Below are 18,365 nucleotides of genomic sequence, written 5' to 3'. Positions count from 1 at the left end.
CTTTCGGGTCAGCGATGCGAGGGGAGCAGGAGGTCGGAGAGCATCTCGCCCGCCGCCTGCACCGCGTCGGGAAAGGGCATGGTCACGTCGCCGCGGGTCATGCGGGTAAAGAAGCGTGTGCGCTCCAGCCGGGCGGCGGTGGCGGCGGCGTTGCTCGCCGGGTCGACCACCTGCGTCCACAGCCGCGTCAGCCGCGCGGCATGGTCGCCGCGCGCGAACGGGCGCGCGGCGATGCCGGTCGCACGGGCGGGGGTGACGAGCACGATCACCGCGTCGCGCCGCTGGGTGCGGGCGCGCTCGTGGAACAGGTTGCCGACCACCGGCAGGTCGCCGAGGATTGGGGTCTTGGAAAAGGTCGCGTCGTCGACGGTTTCGTTGAGGCCCGAGAGCAGCAGCGTCTCGCCGAAGCGGATCTCGGCGGTGGCCAGCACTTTCTGCCGGAAGGTGGTCAGCGCCTCGCTGAACGAGCCCGCCGGGTCGGCGGTGACGAAGCTGCGCTCCGCCTCCACCTTGACGCGGGTGCCGGTGGCGGTGATCTCGACCGGGGTGACTTTCAGCGCGACGCCGATGTCGATCTGTTCGAGCGATCCCGACTGGATGCCGTTGACCGCGACCTTGATCGTGCGGCCGACGAAGAACTCGCTGGCCTCGCCGCGATAGGCGGTCAGTTGCGGGCGGGCGACGACCGAATAGAATTGCCCGCCCCGGCTGAACAGGTTGAGGTTGTAGTTGAGCTGCGGCACGCCGATCGCGCTGGTCAGCACGCGCTGATATTCGTTGCTGCCCCCGCCCGCGCCGTCGTCGCGGGTGGTGCGGGTGCCGGTGCGGGTCAGGCCATATTGCAGGCTCAGCCCGTCGAGCAGGTTCATCCCCGTCCGCTCGCGCCGCGTATTCTGCGACAGGATGATCGCGACGTCGACCGATACCTGGCCGGGCACGCCCTCCTCGACCACCGGTGCCGGATCGGGCGCGGCGTCGAGCGCGGCGGTGCGTTCGATCTGCGCCACGCGCGCGCCGGTGGGGGCGGCGAGATCGGGGGCGACCACCTGTAGCCGGGCGAGGCGGGCGCGGGCGGCGGCGGGATCGCCCGCTGCTGCTGCTGCCAGCGCGGCGAGGCGCAGCAGCCCGGCATCGCGTTCGCCGTCGATCGCCGTCGCGCGGGTCGCCGCCAGCATCGCCAGCGCCGGATCGCCCGCCATATAGGCCGATGCCGCCAGCGCGCCGAGCAGCCGCGCGTCGCCCGGGCGGAGCGCGGCGGCGCGGGCGAAATGCTCGCTCGCCTCGCCATAGCGGCCCTGATCGAACGTCGCCCGGCCCGCGAGGGCGGCCGGCCACATCTCGCCCGGATCGGCGCGGGCCGCGATCTCATAGCCGGCCAGCGCCAGATCGGGGGTGTCGCCGCGCACCTGCGCCGACTGGTGATAGGCGAGCGCCAGCAGCGTCTGCGCGGTCGCGTCGCGCGGCTGGCGCGAGGCGAGTTCCGACAGCATCGGGATCGCCCCCGCCGGATCGCCCGCCCGGAGCGCCGCCACGCCGTCGCCGCGCAGGACGGCGGGGGTCAGGCCCGCCGGGTCGATCCGGGGCTTCGCCGCCAGCGGCGAGGCAAGCGCCAGCAGGGTTATGCCCGCCGCCACCGCCCCCGATCGTCGTGCCGCACCGATGTCGCCCCGCATTAGCCTGCCCCCTATCTGCTGTGCGGCAACGATGGCGGATCAGGCGGAGGGTAAGGAACCGGGCAAGGGGTGGCAAACAGTGGTAATCGGTGGAAACCACCGGGTAAGGCGGTGTCCCGGAACGACCTGCGCGGTGCGGTCAACGTCCGGCCGCGTCGTCGTCCCGACGATCGGCCGGCACCGGGTCTGGGGAATGTGGCGAGAACCCGGTCGAGGATCTACGCCAGCCGAGCGCCGACGCCTGCCGAAAACCCGTGTCCCCGCGATGCGCGCGTTGCGCGACGGCCGATCAATATTTGATCGCGGACGGCGGCGTGGCCCGGTCCAGCACCCGCCGCAGGACGAACGAGCTGCGGATTTTCGCGACATTCGGCAGGATCGATAGTTCCTGACGATAGGTTTCGTCATAGTCCTCCAGCGAGGTGACATGCACCAGCGCCAGGAAATCGACGTCGCCCGAAACGAACCAGCATTTCGACACCGCCGTGCAGCGCTGGATCGCCTGCTCGAACTCCCCGATCGCCCGGTCGGATTGCGAGGCGAGTTCGATCTGGACGAGGATCAGCAGGCCATACCCGATGCGTCGCAGATTGATGTCGGCCGAATAGCCGGCGATTACGCCGCTTTCCTCCATCTGCCGGCGGCGGCGTGCGACGGCGTTGCTCGACAGTCCGGCTTCCTCGCCGATCGCGACATCGCTCGACCGCCCCTGCGACGAAAGCACGCGAAGAATGCGATAATCGATTCGATCGAGATCAACCGCGTCGGTTTTCGTCATCCGATCATCCTTTCGCTGCAATATCGTGCATCGATACACGATTTCCGGGGAAAGATTGGTGAGAACCCCCGTCCGGTTTGGTGTTAGCAAGCGCACAATGGAATCCGAAAGAGATTCCGCACCGCCACAACGGCATCACGCAGGGGTGAAAGCAGTCATGAAGCTGGGGGCTACATCATGCGCTATCATACCGGAGTATCGTCGCTCGTTCTTTCCATCGCGCTGATCCACGGCACCGCCGCATCCGCGCAGACCACGCCGAAGCGCGGCGCGCAGAGCGCCGCGCCCGATCCCGTATCGGCCGATCCCGACGCGGCCCCGCTGCCCGTGACCGATCCGGTCGTGCCGGACGCCGACGACGACGCCATCGTCGTCACCGGTTCGCGGCTGCCTTCTGAATTTTCGCTGACCGCGCCGGTGCAGGTGATCCGCGCCGATACGGCAGCCAATGCCGGCCTGGCCACCGCCGCGGAAATGGTCGCGCGATCGACGGCGGCGCTGGGCACGCAACAGGTCAACAACCAGATGGCGGCGACCGGGGCGGGCGGCATGGTCGTCAGCGGCGGCGCGAACGTCAGCACCATATCGCTGCGCAACCTGTCGGCGATCCGCACCCTTACCCTGCTGAACGGGCAGCGCATCGCGCCGTCGGGCACCGGCAGCCAGGTCGCGCCGGTCGATTACAATGTCATTCCGGCGATCGCGCTCGACCGGGTCGAGGTGCTGACCACCGGCGCATCGTCGGTCTATGGATCGGACGCGATCGCGGGCGTCGTCAACGCGATCACCCGCAAGGGCGGCAACGGGCTGGAGATCGGCGGCTTCGGGCGCGTGTCGCAGGCGGGCGGCGGCGAGTATCTGAACGCCAACGCCTATTGGGGCCGCAATTACGAGAATTTCTATGCGTCGCTGGCGGTCGAATATGACCGGCAATACGAACTGAACCTGAAGGACCGGGCGGAAACCGCCTGCGCGCAGGATTTCGTCTATTCCCCGACCAGCGGCGAGCGGGTCGATGCCCGCGACCGGTCGGGCAACTTCCGCTGCTACAACCATAATCCGACCGGCATCTTCTTCGATCCCTATTGGTATGGCGGCAGCTTCACGCTCGATCCGGGCCGGGCGAACGGCCCCTACCCCGCCGCCGCGCTGAACCTGCAATCGCTGGCCAATCCGGCGACCGCGCCGCTGCGCGACTGGGTACGCACCAACCGCGCCGGTTTCCCCGACACCTTCGCCTATTCGCCCAATACCAGCCGCGCGTTCGAGGAAGCGGATTCGATCTCGCCGTACAGCCGGCTCAATGCGTTCTTCTCGGCCGGGTTCGACGTTGCGGGGCACAGCGAGTTCTATCTGACCGGCCTGTATTCGCATCGCGAGTCGACGTCCAATAGCTGGTATTTCCTCTATCCGCTGCTGGCGGCGACCAATCCCAACAACACCGTCGGATCGGCGCTGATCGCGGCCAGCGGCGGCAATTCGCCCGGCGTCGTCGGGCCGCAGGTCGTGCGCCCGTTCCGCGCCGAACAGCGTGTCGACTTCGCCCAGGCCAGCTTCGGCCTGCGCGGCACCTTCACCGGCGGCGCGCTCAAAGGCTGGCGCTACGACGCCAATGCCCGGGTCGGCCTGTCGCGCGGCACCTATGGCCAGACCTTCTATTATCAGGACCGGCTGAACGCGGCGACCGCGCCGGGCACCGCCTGCGACGCGCGCCGGATCACCATTTCCGGCCCGACGCCGTGCGTGTCGATCCCGTGGCTGACCAAGCGGTTCCTCGTCGACCAGAACTGGAGCGATGCCGAACGCAGTTTCCTCGAAGGCTATGAGGAAGGCCATACCCGCTACGACCAGTTCGCGCTGGAGGCGAGCCTGTCGGGCACGCTGTTCACGCTGCCCGCCGGCGACGTGGCGCTCGCGGTCGGCGGCACGATCAGGACCGACGATCTCGACGACACGCCGGGCTATAACGCGCGCAACCAGAACTATTTCGCCTTCTCCACCGCCGGGCGCACGGCAGGGTCGGACACGGTGCGCGAAGTGTACGGCGAACTGGGCGTCCCGCTGCTCGCTGGCCTGCCGCTGATCCGCAGCCTGCAAGTGACCGCATCGGGGCGCTACACCGATTACAGCTCCTATGGATCGAACGGCACCTACCGGGTGGCGGGCGCGTGGGAAGTGGTGAAGCCGATCGCGCTGCGCGCTTCCTATGGCACGTCGTTCCGCGCGCCGACGATCTACGAACTCAACCTCGCCGACCAGACGTCGTTCTTCGGTTATACCGATCCCTGCCAGCGCTATGGCGAGGGGGCCAACGCGACCGTCGCCGCCAATTGCCGCGCCGATGGCTTCGCCGCCGACTTCACCCCCGCCAACATCACCTCGATCCGCGGGATCAGCGGCGGCGGCGCGGGCAATCTGAAGGCGGAGACGTCGACCAACCTCAACTTCGGCGTGGTGGTGCGGCCCGGGTTCGCCGGCTTGCAGCTCGCGGTCGATTATTACGACATCCGCGTCCGCAACCAGGTGACGACCTTCGGCGTGTCGAACATCATCGGCAGTTGCTACCGGCTGAGCGGCCCCGAGCGGCAGAGCTTCTGTTCGCAGATCACCCGCGATCCGGTGACGCGCGCGATCACCGAAGTGTCGAACCGCTATCTGAATCTGTCCGAACAGCGCGCGCGCGGCATCGACGTGGCGCTGCAACTGGCGGTGCCGCTGCCCGGCGAGGTTCGGCTGGGCTTCGAACTGCGCGGCACCCGCGCGCTCGAAACCTCGGTCACGCGCGACGCATTGAGCACGAAACTGGAGCGCAACGGCCTGTCGGGCTTCCCCGAACTCAGCGGCTATGCGGAGGCGAACCTGAGCTGGCGCAAGCTGAGCTGGTTCGTCGGCGCGAACTATATCGGGAAGGTCGACGACACGCGCTACTGGACGGACGAGGAAGCGTTCGTTCCCGGCACCGATCATTTCCGCTTCTACGGCGCCTATGCCGGCCGCAACACCTATGGCAATTCCAACGACTTCGCCGAAGTGGTCGAGAAACTGTCGGTGCCGGCTTATGTCACCGCCTACACCTCGCTGCGTGCGCAGGTGCTGGAACGCACCACCCTGCAGGTCGGCGTGACAAACCTGTTCGACCGGCGACCGGCGGTGATCGGCCCCGATGCCTTCACCTACCGCATCGGATCGGTCGCGGGGAACCAGTACAACCTGACCGGCCGGTCGTTCTTCGTCCGGTTGAAGCAGGGCTTCTGATCCGCCGGGGGGCCGGGCGTGGCGACACGCCCGGCCCCTTGCCAGTTTCGCGTTTCGCATGGATGTTGCCCGCATGATCGCCCGCCTCGCCGCCTTGTTGCTGGCCACCGCCGCCGTGCCGCTTGCCGCACAGGACCCCGCCGCGTCCGTAGCGCGACCGATGCTGTCCGAACCGGCGCTGTCGCCCGACGGCACGACGATCGCGTTCGTGTCGGGCGGGGACATCTGGGAAGTGCCCGCCGCTGGCGGGATCGCCCGCCTGCTCGTGACCGATCCGGCGACCGAGGGGCGGCCACGCTATTCGCCCGACGGCCGCCGCCTCGCCTTCACCTCGAACCGGGGTGGCAGCACCAACATCCATGTCCTGAACCTCGACAACGGCGCGATCACCCGGCTGACCTATGCCGAGGCGAACGAGGAACTGGACGGCTGGTCCGGCGACGGCCAGTGGCTCTATTTCGCATCGAGCGCGGGCGACGTCGCGCGCCAGAGCGACATCTTCCGGGTGCCGGTCACGGGCGGCACGCCGCAACCGGTCAGCGGCGAACGCTATCTGTCCGAATTTCAGGCGGCCCCTTCGCCCGATGGCGGGCGGATCGCGCTAGTCGCGCGCGGCATCGCCAACACACAATGGTGGCGCAACGGCCACAGCCATATCGACGAGAACGAGGTCTGGCTGAAACAGGCGGACGGCACCGGGGCCTATCGCCTGCTGCTGGGCGACGGGGCCAAGCACGCATGGCCGATCTGGTCGGCCGATGGCGGTGCGATCACCTATATGAGCGACCGCGACGGCACCGAGAATCTGTGGCGCGTCGCGCTGACGCCTGGCGCGGTGCCGCAGCAACTGACCCGCTTCACCGATGGCCGGCTGCTGTTCCCCTCGGGCGCGCGGGCGGGCGGTGACATCGTGTTCGAACGCGACATGGGCGTATGGCGGTTCGATGCCACGACGGGCGCGGCGGCTCCGGTGCCGATCCGCCTGCGCGGTGCCCCCGCCGCCGAACCGCGCCGCCATCAACGCTTCGCCCGCTTCGATCGCATGGCGCTGTCGCCCGACGGGCGCAAGGTCGCGCTGATCGCGCATGGCGAGGTGTTCGCCGCCGCGGCCAAGGACGGCGGCCCGGCGCAGCGCATCACCACCAGCCTCGCCGCCGAGCGCGAGGTCGCGTGGTCGCCCGATTCGCGCCGGCTGCTCTACGTCACCGAAGCGGGGCAGGATCGCCGCCTTGCGCTGAGCGACATCGCTGGCGGGCGCGAAACGATGCTGACCGGGGCCGGCGTCGCCGTCGCGCCGTCATGGTCGGGCGACGGCCGCGCCATCGCCTATGTCCGCAACCGCCGCGAATTGCGCGTCTATCGCCCGGCACAGGGCAAGGTCGCGGCCAGCGACACGCTGCTGTTCACCGGCGCGCTGGCGGTGGACGAGGATGGGCCGCGTCCGGTGTGGTCGCCCGATGGCGCGTGGATCGCCTTTCCGGTGCGCGACGCACGGTCGTTCGTGAACGTCCATGTCGTGCCGGCGGCGGGCGGCGAAGCGCGACAGGTCGGGTTTCTCGCCAATGGCTGGCTGGGGCAGATCGCATGGTCGCCCGATGGCCGCTACATCCTGTTCGACACCGCGCAGCGGACCGAGCCGTCGCGCATCGTCCGCATCGACCTGATCCCCCGCGTGCCACGCTATCGCGAGGATCTGTTCCGCGGGCTGTTCGACGACACACCCGACGCGACGCCCGATGCCGCCAAGGCCGCCGCGCCGAAACCCGTCGCCGATGCCGCCCCGGTCCGCCCGGTGGTGCGGATCGAGTGGGACGGCCTGCGCGATCGCGCCAGCGTGCTGCCGCTGGGGATGAGCGCCGAGGCGCCGGTGATCGCCGCCGACGGCAAGACGCTGGTGTTCCGCGCGCAGGAACGCGAACGCGACAATCTCTATCGCTACAGCCTCGACGAACAGGCCGCCACGCCGCCGTCGGCGCAACAGATCACCGCCACCGACCGGCCCAAGGGCGATTTCGACCTGTCGGGCGACGGCAAGCTGCTGGCATGGCTGGAGGACGGGCGGGTGATGACCACGCCGCTCGCCGAACCGAAGCCGCAGATGGTCGACATTGGCGCGGAGATGGACGTCGATTTCGCCGCCGAACGCGGCATCGTGTTCGATCAGGCATGGGGCACGCTCGATCGCGGCTTCTTCGATCCCGGCTTCACCGGGCACGACTGGCGCGCGATCGGAGCGCGCTTCCGCCCCCATGCGCTGGCGGCGGCGACGCCCGACGAACTGCGCCGGGTCATCAACCTGATGTTCGGCGAACTGAATGCGTCGCACATGGGGATCAACCGGCCGATGCGCGGCGACGGCGCGCTGCCGGTCGACCGGGTCGGCAATCTCGGCGTCACCTTCGATCCCGCCGCCGCCGAGGCGGGACGCGGGCTGGTCGTCGCGACGCTGGTGCCCAACGGCCCGGCGGCGGTCAGCGCCGCGATCGCGCCGGGCGACCGGATCGTCGCGATCGACGGGGTGGCGATCGGCCCGCACGACAATCTCGACGCGCTGCTCGACCACCGGGTCGGCGACCGGGTGAGCGTGACGATCGATCGCGGCGGTACGCGCCGCCAGACGGTGGTCCGCCCGGTTTCGGCCAGCGTCGCCGCCGGGCTGCGCTACCGGGCATGGGTGGCGGAGCGGCGGGCAATGACCGAACGGCTGTCGGCCGGGCGATTTGGCTATGTCCATATCCCCGACATGTCGGCGGAATCGTTGACCCAGCTCTATCTCGACCTCGATGCCACCAACCAGGCGCGACAAGGGGTCGTGATCGACCTGCGCCACAACGACGGCGGGTTCGTCAACGGCTATGCGCTCGACGTGTTCGCACGGCGCAACTTCCTGACCATGCAGACCCGCGGCCAGCCACCTGTGCCCAGCCGCCAGGCGCTTGGCCAGCGCGCGCTGGGGCTGCCGACGGTGCTGCTGACCGATGAATCGTCGCTGTCCGACGCGGAGGATTTCACCGAGGGCTATCGCACGCTGGGGCTGGGCAAGGTCGTCGGCCAGCCCACGGCGGGCTGGATCATCTATACCAGCCCGACGGCGCTCATCGATGGATCGATCATGCGCGTGCCGCACACCCGCATCCGCGATACCGCCGGCCGTGACCTCGAAATGCACCCACGTCCGGTCGATGTCGACGTCACCCGCCCGCTTGGCGAGAGCGGCGATGCGCAGTTGCTGAAAGGTATCGAAGTGCTGGGGTCGGGGCAGCCCATGCCGCCGATCGCGAGTGGAAGCAGGTGAAGGCCGGCAAGCGGTAGGTCGAGCCTGTCCGACAGCCGCGCCGCCTGCGTCGGCCCGATCGGCGTCGCCGGGTTCATGCTCTCGACGACGCCATGTTCGCCGGGGTGAGGGAGCACCGGTTCGGGCTGTCGCTGTCGCGTCACATCGGTCGACTAGGAGCGGCCGTGACGTTCGAGGGTAACGGGTGTGAGCTGGCTCCGCGACATTGACCGATGGTTCATGGCCGAGGTGCTGCCGTCCGGGCCGGCCTATGTTCGCAAGGCCGCGCTGTTCTGTGGTGCCGGCGAGGCGGACGATCTGGTGCAGGAGGCCTATGCCCGCGTGCTGGCCGTCGCCGATTACCGCGCAATCCAGCATCCCCGCGCCTTCGTGCTGACCATCGTCCAGAACCTCGCGATCGAGCGGCTGCGCCGGGCGCAGGTGGTGTCGATCGATCACTTGGCGTCGATCGACACGCTGGTGCTGGCCGATCCGGCGCCCGATGCCTTCTCGGTCGCATCGGCGAAGTCCGACCTCGATCATCTGCTGCAATTGATCGATGCGTTGCCGCCGCAATGCGCGCGCGTCGTCCGGCTGCGCAAAATCGACGGCCTCTCGCCGGGCACGATAGCGGAAAGGCTTTCCATCTCCGTCTCTACCGTGGAAAAGCATCTCGCCAAGGGATTGTCGCTGCTCACCACGGCGATGCGTTCGGCGGAATCGGGCGCGCAAGAGAATAGCCGGACGGAATGGACCAGCACGCACAAGGCACGGAACTGACCGACACGGCGGCGGCATGGCTGGCGGCGCTCGACGCGGGTACGGCCGACCGTGCGGCGTTCGAGGGGTGGCGCGATGCCGATGTCCGGCACGCAATCGCCTTTGCCGAGGTCGCCGCGACCTGGCGGGCGCTGGATGGCGTGCGCGCGCTGCGACTGTTGCAGCAGCAGGCACCGCCGCCGCCCGCACCCCGGCGTCATCCGCGGCGCGCGATCCTGCGCGGTGCGATCGGCACCGGCGTCGTGGCGGCGATGGGCGGCGGCTTCGCCTATAGCGCCTATGCTCGCGAACGTGCCGTCACCGATGTCGGCGAACGCCGGACGATCCGCATCGACGACCAGTTGACGGTCGATCTCAACACCGACAGCATCCTGTATTGGCGAACCGGTGGCGACCGACCCATGCTGTGGCTCGACCGGGGCGAGGCGGCGATCGACTGCCGCAGCGATGCGACGCCAGTCGAATTGCGGACCTCCGCCGGGCGGTTCATGCTTGGTGGCGGGTCGTTCAACGCCCGGCTTGGCAGTGCGGCATGTACGCTGACCGTGCTCGAAGGCAGCGGGACCGGTAACGGCCGGACCGCGCGTACCGGCCAACGGCTGTTGCTGGCGGGCGGGACGGCACGCATTGAACCGGGCGACGATGCGGCCATCGATCGGCTACGTGGATGGCGACAGGGGGTACTCGTGCTCGAAGGCGACCGGCTCGACGCCGCGCTCGCCGAATACAACCGCTATCTGCGCGACAAGATCAGGATCGGCGAACCGGGGCTGGCCGGTCTGCGCCTTGGCGGACGCTTCTCGAACGGCGACGTTCGCGAATTCCTGGCAGCGATGCGGGCCAGCTTCGGCATCGCCGCGCGCCGTGACGCCAACGGCACGATCATTCTGGTCACCGCGTAAATAAATTTGCCGAAGCGATAGCGGTTCGTCCCCGACCACCCGTCCTGCATTCCGAACGACACATTGTTCGGGGGATTGCATGTTTCGGTATCTGAACGGCGTCGCGCTGCTGTGCGCGGCGGTGCCCGCTGCTGCGCAGGCTGCGGAGCGGACCTATCATTTCGACATCGCGGCAGGTGACGCCACGGTCGCCTTCAACCGCTTTTCACAACAGGCGGGGGTGCAGATCCTGTTCCCCTATGACGCGCTGGCCGGACGCAAGGTGAAGGCATTGCGCGGTTCCTATACCCGCGACGCCGCGCTCCGCCACCTGATGGCCGGGCAGCCGCTTGAAATCCGCACGCGGAGCGCGACGATGATCGCGCTCCGCGCGGTCGCGCCTGCCGCCGCACCGCGCCCGACGACCATCGGTGCGGCGACCGCGCCCGAGCCGGAACCGCAGGAGATCATCGTGCTTGGTCGCGGCCAGTCGCGCCAGAGCCAGACGCTGTCGCCGCGCGAACTCGCCAAGGAAGCGCCCGGCACGTCGCCGTTGCAGACGCTCGCCAAGCTGCCCGGCGTCGACTTCGTGTCGTCCGACCCGCTGGGTGCGTATGAATGGGCGCAGCAGATCACCATCCGCGGCTTCACCACCGACCAGATGGGCTATACGCTCGACGGCGTCCCGCTGGGCAACATGCAGTATCGCAACAACAACGGCCTGGCGATCGGCCGCGCCCTCATCACCGAGAACAACGGTGCGGTGACGTTGTCGCAGGGCAGCGGCGCGCTGGGCACCGCCTCCACCAGCAACATCGGCGGGACGATCGATTTCACGTCGTTGCCGCCGGCCGACAGCTTCGGCATCGACCTCGCCCAGACCTATGGCAGCGCGGATACGTGGCGCACTTTCGCCCGGGCGAACAGCGGCATCCTGCCCGGCGGCGGGCGCGTGGCGCTGTCCTTTGCGCATCAGAATACCGGCAAATGGAAAGGGTCCGGCAAGCAGAAACAGGACCAGTTGAACGTCCAGTTCGTGCAGCCGATCGGTGACGCGGTCACCTCGACCACCTATCTCAACCTGCAGGATCGTCGCGAGGACGATTATGCGGACGTGTCGTTCGATCTGGTCAACCGGCTGGGCTGGGACGTCGACAACGTGACCGACAATTTCGCGCTGGCCGAGGCGCTGGCGCGCGCGCTCCAGAACGGAACCGCCGTACCCGCACCCTATAAGAATGCCGACGACGTCTATTACAACGGCGGCGGCGTACGGCGCGACATGCTGGCGTATGAAAAGCTCGCCTATCGCCTGTCGGACGCGATCAGCGGCAGCACGACCGTCTATTGGCATCTCGACAAGGGTATCGGCACCTTCGCCAGCCCCTATGACCCCTCGCCCGCGGCATTCGGCGGGTCGCCGGTTTCGGTATCGGCGGTCAAATACGACATCAACCGCAAGGGGTTGATCTCCCGCCTTGCCGCCGACCTTGGCGATCATCATGTCGAGGGCGGGATCTGGATCGAGGACAATCGCTTCCATCAGCAGGCGTATTATTACGGGTTGCAGGCGGGCGTCGCACCGCGCCGGTTCCAGAAATTCTATGAGAATCCATTCTTCACCCGCTGGAACTATCGCTTCACGACGAAGATCACGCAGGTACATCTGGGCGATACGTGGCAGGCGAGCGAGGCGCTGAAACTGAACGCCGGCGTGAAGGCGCTCGTCACCAGCAACACGGCAGAGACGATCACGAGCCGCCAGCCGATCGACGGCACAATCCGCGCGACCAACTGGTTCCTGCCGACCGTCGGCGCGCTCTACCGGCTCGATGCGCACAACGAAGTCTTCGCCGACTATACGCGCAACATGGCGGGCTTCGTCGCCTCCGCCGCGAGCGGCCCGTTCTCGACCACGCAGGCCGGGTTCAACTTCATCCGCGACGATCTGAAGCCCGAGACGACCAGCACGATCGAGGGCGGCTATCGCTATCACGATGCCGCGCTGCAATTGTCGCTCACCGGCTATCACGTCCGCTTCGCCAACCGGCTGCTCGCATCGTCGATCAGCGCGACGATCGTCGGCAACCAGAATGTGCTCCAGAACGTCGGCAGCGTGACGTCGCGCGGCGTCGAGGGCGCCGCCAACTGGCGGTTCGCCCCCGACTGGTCGTTGTACGGAAGCTGGGGCTATAACGTCGCGACCTATGACGATGATGTCGCGGTGCCCGGCCGTGCGCCGGTGGCGATCGCGGGCAATCAGGTCGTCGCCTCGCCGCGCAACACCGGCAACCTCGAACTGGCGTATGACGACGGCCGGTTGTGGGGACAGGTAAGCGGCCATTATCGCAGCCGCCGCTATTATACCTTCACCAACGACCGCCCGGTGCCCGGCGCAGCGACGGTCGACCTTTCGGCAGGCTATCGCCTGACCGGCACGAAGGCCCGGCCCGGTGCCGAACTGCTGGTCAATGTCGTGAACCTGTTCGATCGCCGCTATTATGCCTCGCTCGGCACCAGCGGTTTTCGCAACAGTGACCCCGGCGGCACCTACACGACGTTGCAGGTCGCCGCACCGCGTCAGCTCTACGCCACGATCCGCGCCCATTTCTGAAACAAGACGGGGGCGGGCGGCGCGGTCATCGGGATCGGGCCGCCCGTCGTTGCGAAGGATTTGCCATGAACCGTCGTCATCTGCTGTCCGGGGCGCTCGCCGCACCGCTCCTGCTGCCCGCCGCGCGTGCCGCTGATCGCGGCCGGGCGGACCCGTCCTTCCGTTTCGCCTTCGTCACCGATTGCCATATCCAGCCCGAATTGCAGGCGGTGGACGGATGCCGCCAATGTTTCCGTGCGGTCGCGCGCGGGCGTTACGACTTCGTCATCCAGGGCGGCGACCATGTCTATGACGCGCTGGAAGTCGACCGCGCGCGGGCGAACCGGCTGATGGACCTGTATGTCGAAACCGAACAGGCGATCGGATCGAAGGTGCATCACGTGCTGGGCAATCACGACTGTTTCGGCGTGTTCCCGACCAGCGGCGTCGCACCGTCCGCGCCCGATTATGGCAAGCAATATTATATCGAACGCTTCGGCCCGACCTATTACGCCTTCGATCACAAGGGGGTGCATTTCGTCGTGCTCGATTCGATCGGGCTGACCCCGGATCGCAGCTATGAAGGGCGGATCGATCCGGCACAACTCGCCTGGCTGGCGCGGGATCTGGCCGCGCAGCCTAAGGGTACGCGGATCATCGTCGCGACCCATATCCCGATCGTCACCGCGCTGGCGATCTACGAGCCGGAGGAATGGACGAGGACGCCGCACAACTGGACCAACGTGGTGAACGCCCGCGAGGTGTTGCGCGTCCTGCGCCCCTATCACGTGATCGCGGTGCTCCAGGGGCATAGCCATGTCGCCGAGACGGTGACGCTGAACGGTATCCCGTTCATTACCGGCGGGGCGGTCAGCGGCAACTGGTGGCAGGGCAGTTTCCTGGGCACGGACGAGGGGTACATGGACATCGCGGTCGATGGCGATCAGGTCATCCCGCGCTATCGCGGCTTTGGTTTTCGTACGATCGACCGACACGATGTGATCGTCTGAACGAGACGCCAACATTCGAGCCCGGCTTCTGGCGTCCGAACGCCAGACGTTCTTCCCGGGTCGATGCGGATACTGGGTGGCGCCCCGGCGGGACGGATACCCGATCGGCCACGCATGATCGCCCTGCCCGACGCCGGCCTGGATCGTAAAGGTGGGTCGGCGCCCGGCCGGCAAACACCCCGACCAGCGTGCCGTCGGCCAGTTGCAGGTTGCCCTACACCGCGACACTTCTCTACCAACCCGCTGACGTCTGGGGAGAAGCTATTTGGAAGTCGTGTCGATCAGTCTGTTCCTGTTGCTGGCGGTGGTCGTCAGCGGCGCGATCGCGCGGATGCTGCCGTGGTCGATGCCGACGCCGCTCGTCCAGATCGCGCTGGGCGGGGTGATCGGGCTGTCGACCGCGCATCGCGTGACGCTCAACCCCGAACTGTTCCTTTTCCTCTTCCTGCCGCCGCTGCTGTTCCTCGATGGCTGGCGCATCCCCAAGGACGAGCTGTTCAAGGATTTGTCGACCGTCGTCGAACTGGCGCTGGGGCTGGTGTTGCTGACCGTGGTGGGCATGGGGTTCTTCATCCACTGGATGATCCCGGCGATGCCGCTGGCGGTCGCGATCGCGCTGGCCGCCGTCGTTTCGCCGACCGATCCGATCGCGGTATCGGCCATCGCCGCGCGGGTGCCGATCCCCAAGCGGATGATGCACATCCTCGAAGGGGAGTCGCTGCTCAACGACGCCTCGGGCCTCGTCTGCCTGCGTTTCGCCATCGCCGCCGCGCTGACGGGCAGCTTTTCGGCGACGCAGGCCGCGTTCAACTTCCTGTGGGTCGCGGGCGCGGGCCTTGCGATCGGCGTCGCGCTCACCCTCACCGTGTCGCGCGCCAAGGCGTGGGTGACGCGCCGCTACGGCGAGGATACCGGATCGCAGATCCTCGTCAGCCTGCTGATCCCGTTCGGCTCCTATCTGCTTGCCGAGCATGTCCATGCCTCGGGCATTCTCGCCGCGGTCGGGGCGGGCGTGACGATGACCTATGCCGAAATCTCGCGACAGGCGATGGCGGTCACGCGGATGCGCCGCAATTCGGTGTGGGACATGGTCCAGTTCGCGCTGAACGGCATCATCTTCGTCCTGCTCGGCGAGCAATTGCCCGCCATCCTCGACGGCGCGCGCGAAACGGTGGCGCTGACCGGCCACGCCTCGCCATGGTGGCTTGCGGTCTATGTCCTCGCGATCGTCGGCGGCCTCGCGCTGCTGCGGTTCTGCTGGGTATGGGTGTCGCTACGCCTCACCATCCTGCGCAAGACACGGCCGGGAGCGATGCGCAGCCCCGACTGGCGACTGGTCGCGACGACCTCGTTCGCCGGGGTGCGCGGCGCGATCACGCTGGCCGGCGTGCTGACCCTGCCGCTCACGCTGAACGACGGCACCGCCTTTCCCGCGCGCGACCTGGCGATCTTCCTCGCCGCCGGGGTCATCATCGTCTCGCTGTTGCTGGCGACGGTTGCGCTGCCGGTGCTGCTGAACGGCCTGACGCTTCCCGCCGAACCGTCGCGTCAGGCCGAGGAGGACGGCGCCCGCATCGCCACCGCCAAGGCGGCGGTACGCGCGATCGAGCGGCAGCAGCACGCGCTGGCCGAAGCGCATGACGATCCCGACCTGTATGCCGCCGCCGGCGCGCGGGTGATGGACTTCTATCGCGAGCGGATCGACGGGCTGACCGGCGGCACCGCCGATGCGATGCGGACGCAGGAACGGCTGTCGGCCGAACTGGGGCTGATCGGGGTGAAGGCAGAGCGCGAGCAACTCACCGAACTGATCCGTGGCCGGACCATCGGCAGCGAAACCGCACGGAAGCTGGTGCGCGAACTCGATCTTGCCGAGGCCCGGTATCGGGGGTGACGGGAGCGTGAGCCGACGCCAGACCCGGCGTCGGGGTCATGTCGCGGTCCGTTGCCGGCAAGCTGTTGATAAGCGTTCGCGAATGGGTCCTTCGCGGCGCTGCTTCGTTAGGACGGGGGAGCCCATCCGGGGAACGAAGGATCGACATGAGCGACACGAACACAGCGATCGGCAAGGGCGGCGAAACGCACCAGCGCGCAACCGGTGACGACGCCGTCCTGACCACCAACCACGGCGTACCGATCAGCGACAACCAGAACAGCCTGAAGTCCGGTGCGCGGGGACCGACGCTGCTGGAGGACTTCGTTCTCCGCGAGAAGATTTTTCACTTCGATCACGAACGCATCCCCGAGCGGATCGTCCACGCGCGCGGTTCGGGCGCGCATGGCGTGTTCGAGGCGACCGACGACCTGTCGGACCTGAGCCGGGCGGCGGTGTTCACCAAGGGCGAGCAGACCGAGGTCTTCGTGCGCTTCTCGACGGTCGCGGGCGGCGCGGGATCGGTCGACACGCCGCGCGACGTGCGCGGTTTCGCGGTGAAATTCTACACGCGCGAAGGAAACTGGGACCTCGTCGGCAACAATATTCCGGTGTTCTTCATCCAGGATGCGATCAAGTTTCCCGACCTCGTCCATTCGGTGAAGATGGAGGCGGACCGCGCCTATCCGCAGGCCGGCAGCGCGCACGACACCTTCTGGGACTGGGCCAGCCTGATGCCCGAGACGACGCACATGCTGATGTGGGCGATGTCGGACCGTACCCTGCCCCGCTCATTCCGCACGATGGAGGGGTTCGGCGTCCATACCTTCAAACTGGTCAACGCCGAGGGCAAGGCCAGCTTCGTCAAGTTCCACTGGAAGCCGAAACTCGGCCTGCAATCGACGATCTGGGACGAGGCGCTGAAGCTTCAGGCCGCCGACAACGACTATCAGCGTCGCGACCTGTGGGAAGCGATCGATACCGGCGCGTTTCCGCAATGGGACCTCGGCATCCAGGTGTTCGACGAGGCGTTTGCCCAGGCGCAGCCCTATGACGTGCTCGACGCGACCAAGCTGATCCCCGAGGACGATGTGCCGGTGCGCATCATCGGCACGCTGACGCTGAACCGCAATCCCGACAATTTCTTTGCCGAAACCGAACAGGTCGCGTTCCTGCCGACCAACATCGTGCCGGGCATCGACTTTTCCAACGATCCGTTGTTGCAGGGGCGGCTGTTCAGCTATCTCGACACGCAGAATTCGCGACTGGGGACGACCAACTTCCACCAGATCCCGATCAACGCGCCGCGTTGTCCGTTCGGCAATTTCCAGCGCGACGGCAAGATGCAGACGCAGGTGCCCAAGGGCCGGGCCAATTACGAACCCAACAGCCTTGCCGCGCATGGCGAGGACGGCGGCCCGCGCGAGAGTGTCGAGCGCGGTTTCGTCACGGTGAACGCGGCGACCGGTCCCGACGAGCAGGGCGACAAGCTGCGCGTCCGCGCCGAACTGTTCGCCGATCACTACAGCCAGGCGCGCCTGTTCTATCGCTCGCAGACCGAGAGCGAGCAGGCGCATATCGCGTCGTCGTTCGTGTTCGAACTGTCGAAGGTCGGCGTGCTCGATCAGGTGCCGCCGCGGATGGTCGCGAACCTGCGCAACGTCGACGAGGATCTGGCGAAGCGCGTCGCCGACGGCCTCGGCATCGAACTGCCGGCCAAGGCCAAGCCCGCCCGCGAGCCGGTGGACATGGCACCGTCCGACGCGCTGTCGATCCACAAGAACATGAAGACGACGCTGGAGGGACGCAGCGTCGGCATCCTGTTCACCGACGGCAGCGACGGCGCGGCGATCGACACGCTGGTCGCGGCGGTCAAGGCGGCGAAGGGCAAGCCGGTTCTGCTTGCGCCCAAGGTCGGCGGCGCGACGCTGGCCGACGGATCGAAGCGCAAGGCCGATGGCCAGCTTGCCGGTACGCCGAGCCAGCTCTTCGACGCGGTCGCGGTGATCGTGTCCGACGCGGGCTGTCGCACGCTGATGAAGGAAGCGGCGGCGGTGCAGTTCGTCATGGATGCCTTCGGCCACCTCAAGGCGATCGGCGCGAGCGCGGGCGCGAAACCGTTGCTGGACAAGGCCGGCGTCGAACCTGACGACGGGATCGTCGGGGTGGAGGACGATTTCGTCGCTGCGGCGGCGCGGCGCTTCTACGCCCGCGAACCCGGCGTGCGTACGCTGGCGTGATCCGGGTG

At 67.7% G+C, this 18,365-nt stretch carries 10 protein-coding genes; 8 read left to right on the top strand and 2 right to left on the bottom strand.

Annotated features, from left to right (window positions below):
• Positions 1-8: 8 nt before the first annotated feature.
• Entirely contained in the window at positions 9-1,673 is a 1,665-nt protein-coding gene (locus tag ASE78_RS06110; RefSeq protein ID WP_056494556.1) for a hypothetical protein, read from the bottom strand.
• Positions 1,674-1,962: 289 nt separating this feature from the next.
• Positions 1,963-2,451: an Lrp/AsnC family transcriptional regulator gene (locus tag ASE78_RS06105; protein WP_055756045.1), complete on the bottom strand. Its 489-nt coding sequence runs from the start codon at positions 2,449-2,451 to the stop codon at positions 1,963-1,965.
• A 177-nt stretch (positions 2,452-2,628) separates the two neighbouring features.
• Between ASE78_RS06105 and ASE78_RS06100 the strand changes: the two genes are divergently transcribed.
• From ASE78_RS06100 to ASE78_RS06065, 8 genes are all read left to right on the top strand, one after another.
• Positions 2,629-5,706, top strand: coding sequence for a TonB-dependent receptor plug domain-containing protein (locus tag ASE78_RS06100; RefSeq protein ID WP_056494552.1), 3,078 nt, complete (start codon positions 2,629-2,631; stop codon positions 5,704-5,706).
• A 73-nt stretch (positions 5,707-5,779) separates the two neighbouring features.
• Positions 5,780-9,001, top strand: coding sequence for a S41 family peptidase (locus ASE78_RS06095; RefSeq protein ID WP_156351302.1), 3,222 nt, complete (start codon positions 5,780-5,782; stop codon positions 8,999-9,001).
• 186 nt (positions 9,002-9,187) lie between these two features.
• The gene (locus ASE78_RS06090) at positions 9,188-9,760 is read left to right on the top strand and encodes an RNA polymerase sigma factor (protein WP_056494546.1); all 573 of its coding nucleotides are present in this window, start codon (positions 9,188-9,190) and stop codon (positions 9,758-9,760) included.
• The gene (locus ASE78_RS06085; RefSeq protein WP_056494543.1) at positions 9,730-10,662 is read left to right on the top strand and encodes a FecR family protein; all 933 of its coding nucleotides are present in this window, start codon (positions 9,730-9,732) and stop codon (positions 10,660-10,662) included. Before ASE78_RS06090 ends, ASE78_RS06085 begins: the two co-directional genes overlap by 31 nt.
• A gap of 79 nt (positions 10,663-10,741) precedes the next feature.
• A complete protein-coding gene (locus tag ASE78_RS06080) occupies positions 10,742-13,255 on the top strand; it encodes a TonB-dependent receptor domain-containing protein (protein WP_056494540.1) in 2,514 nt (837 codons plus the stop codon).
• A gap of 65 nt (positions 13,256-13,320) precedes the next feature.
• Positions 13,321-14,244: a metallophosphoesterase family protein gene (locus ASE78_RS06075; protein WP_056494537.1), complete on the top strand. Its 924-nt coding sequence runs from the start codon at positions 13,321-13,323 to the stop codon at positions 14,242-14,244.
• 265 nt (positions 14,245-14,509) lie between these two features.
• Positions 14,510-16,138 carry a Na+/H+ antiporter gene (locus ASE78_RS06070; protein ID WP_200910999.1) on the top strand — a complete coding sequence of 543 codons (1,629 nt, stop codon included), beginning with the start codon at positions 14,510-14,512 and terminating at the stop codon, positions 16,136-16,138.
• Positions 16,139-16,284: 146 nt separating this feature from the next.
• Positions 16,285-18,357, top strand: coding sequence for a catalase (locus ASE78_RS06065; RefSeq protein ID WP_056494535.1), 2,073 nt, complete (start codon positions 16,285-16,287; stop codon positions 18,355-18,357).
• The last annotated feature ends 8 nt before the right edge of the window (positions 18,358-18,365 follow it).

It is taken from the genome of Sphingomonas sp. Leaf25, from assembly GCF_001421635.1.
Classification (GTDB): Bacteria; Pseudomonadota; Alphaproteobacteria; order Sphingomonadales; family Sphingomonadaceae; genus Sphingomonas.
The sequence above is the reverse complement of the archived record's forward strand: the minus strand, read 5'-3'. Positions and strand labels throughout refer to the sequence as shown.

What these genes read in the sequence shown, in the direction of transcription:
- ASE78_RS06110 (WP_056494556.1), bottom strand. Translation starts at nt 1,673, where the DNA reads ATGCGGGGCGACATCGGTGCGGCACGACGATCGGGGGCGGTGGCGGCG.
- ASE78_RS06105 (WP_055756045.1), bottom strand. Translation starts at nt 2,451, where the DNA reads ATGACGAAAACCGACGCGGTTGATCTCGATCGAATCGATTATCGCATT.
- ASE78_RS06100 (WP_056494552.1), top strand. Translation starts at nt 2,629, where the DNA reads ATGCGCTATCATACCGGAGTATCGTCGCTCGTTCTTTCCATCGCGCTG.
- ASE78_RS06095 (WP_156351302.1), top strand. Translation starts at nt 5,780, where the DNA reads ATGATCGCCCGCCTCGCCGCCTTGTTGCTGGCCACCGCCGCCGTGCCG.
- ASE78_RS06085 (WP_056494543.1), top strand. Translation starts at nt 9,730, where the DNA reads ATGGACCAGCACGCACAAGGCACGGAACTGACCGACACGGCGGCGGCA.
- ASE78_RS06080 (WP_056494540.1), top strand. Translation starts at nt 10,742, where the DNA reads ATGTTTCGGTATCTGAACGGCGTCGCGCTGCTGTGCGCGGCGGTGCCC.
- ASE78_RS06075 (WP_056494537.1), top strand. Translation starts at nt 13,321, where the DNA reads ATGAACCGTCGTCATCTGCTGTCCGGGGCGCTCGCCGCACCGCTCCTG.
- ASE78_RS06065 (WP_056494535.1), top strand. Translation starts at nt 16,285, where the DNA reads ATGAGCGACACGAACACAGCGATCGGCAAGGGCGGCGAAACGCACCAG.